This is a genomic window from Paraprevotella xylaniphila YIT 11841, assembly GCF_000205165.1.
GTDB lineage: Bacteria > Bacteroidota > Bacteroidia > Bacteroidales > Bacteroidaceae > Paraprevotella > Paraprevotella xylaniphila.
Window position 1 is genome coordinate 1 of the sequence record NZ_GL883815.1, and the last position, 1,541, is coordinate 1,541.

1 rRNA gene is annotated in these 1,541 nt (G+C 56.1%); it reads left to right on the plus strand.

The features are described from left to right. Positions 1–8: 8 nt before the first annotated feature. Positions 9–1,537, plus strand: a 16S ribosomal RNA gene (locus tag HMPREF9442_RS01735). The last annotated feature ends 4 nt before the right edge of the window (positions 1,538–1,541 follow it).

The following is a 1,541-nucleotide window of genomic DNA, read 5'->3' on the forward strand; positions in this document are numbered from 1 at the left end:
GATATTCTACAATGGAGAGTTTGATCCTGGCTCAGGATGAACGCTAGCTACAGGCTTAACACATGCAAGTCGAGGGGCAGCATGAACTTAGCTTGCTAAGTTTGATGGCGACCGGCGCACGGGTGAGTAACGCGTATCCAACCTGCCCTTTACGCGGGGATAGCCTTCTGAAAGGAAGTTTAATACCCGATGAATTCGTTTAGTCGCATGGCTTGATGAATAAAGATTTATCAGTAAAGGATGGGGATGCGTCCCATTAGCTTGTTGGCGGGGTAACGGCCCACCAAGGCGACGATGGGTAGGGGTTCTGAGAGGAAGGTCCCCCACATTGGAACTGAGACACGGTCCAAACTCCTACGGGAGGCAGCAGTGAGGAATATTGGTCAATGGGCGCGAGCCTGAACCAGCCAAGTAGCGTGGAGGACGACGGCCCTACGGGTTGTAAACTCCTTTTATAAGGGGATAAAGTTGGCCATGTATGGCCATTTGCAGGTACCTTATGAATAAGCATCGGCTAATTCCGTGCCAGCAGCCGCGGTAATACGGAAGATGCGAGCGTTATCCGGATTTATTGGGTTTAAAGGGAGCGTAGGCGGGCAGTCAAGTCAGCGGTCAAATGGCGCGGCTCAACCGCGTTCCGCCGTTGAAACTGGCAGCCTTGAGTATGCACAGGGTACATGGAATTCGTGGTGTAGCGGTGAAATGCTTAGATATCACGAGGAACTCCGATCGCGCAGGCATTGTACCGGGGCATTACTGACGCTGAGGCTCGAAGGTGCGGGTATCAAACAGGATTAGATACCCTGGTAGTCCGCACAGTAAACGATGAATGCCCGCTGTCGGCGACATAGTGTCGGCGGCCAAGCGAAAGCGTTAAGCATTCCACCTGGGGAGTACGCCGGCAACGGTGAAACTCAAAGGAATTGACGGGGGCCCGCACAAGCGGAGGAACATGTGGTTTAATTCGATGATACGCGAGGAACCTTACCCGGGCTTGAATCGCAGGTGCATGGGCCGGAGACGGCCCTTTCCTTCGGGACTCCTGCGAAGGTGCTGCATGGTTGTCGTCAGCTCGTGCCGTGAGGTGTCGGCTTAAGTGCCATAACGAGCGCAACCCCCCTCCCCAGTTGCCATCGGGTAATGCCGGGCACTTTGGGGACACTGCCACCGCAAGGTGCGAGGAAGGTGGGGATGACGTCAAATCAGCACGGCCCTTACGTCCGGGGCGACACACGTGTTACAATGGGGGGTACAGAGGGCCGCTGCCCGGTGACGGTTGGCCAATCCCTAAAGCCCCTCTCAGTTCGGACTGGAGTCTGCAACCCGACTCCACGAAGCTGGATTCGCTAGTAATCGCGCATCAGCCATGGCGCGGTGAATACGTTCCCGGGCCTTGTACACACCGCCCGTCAAGCCATGAAAGCCGGGGGTGCCTGAAGTCCGTGACCGCGAGGGTCGGCCTAGGGTAAAACCGGTGATTGGGGCTAAGTCGTAACAAGGTAGCCGTACCGGAAGGTGCGGCTGGAACACCTCCTTTCTGG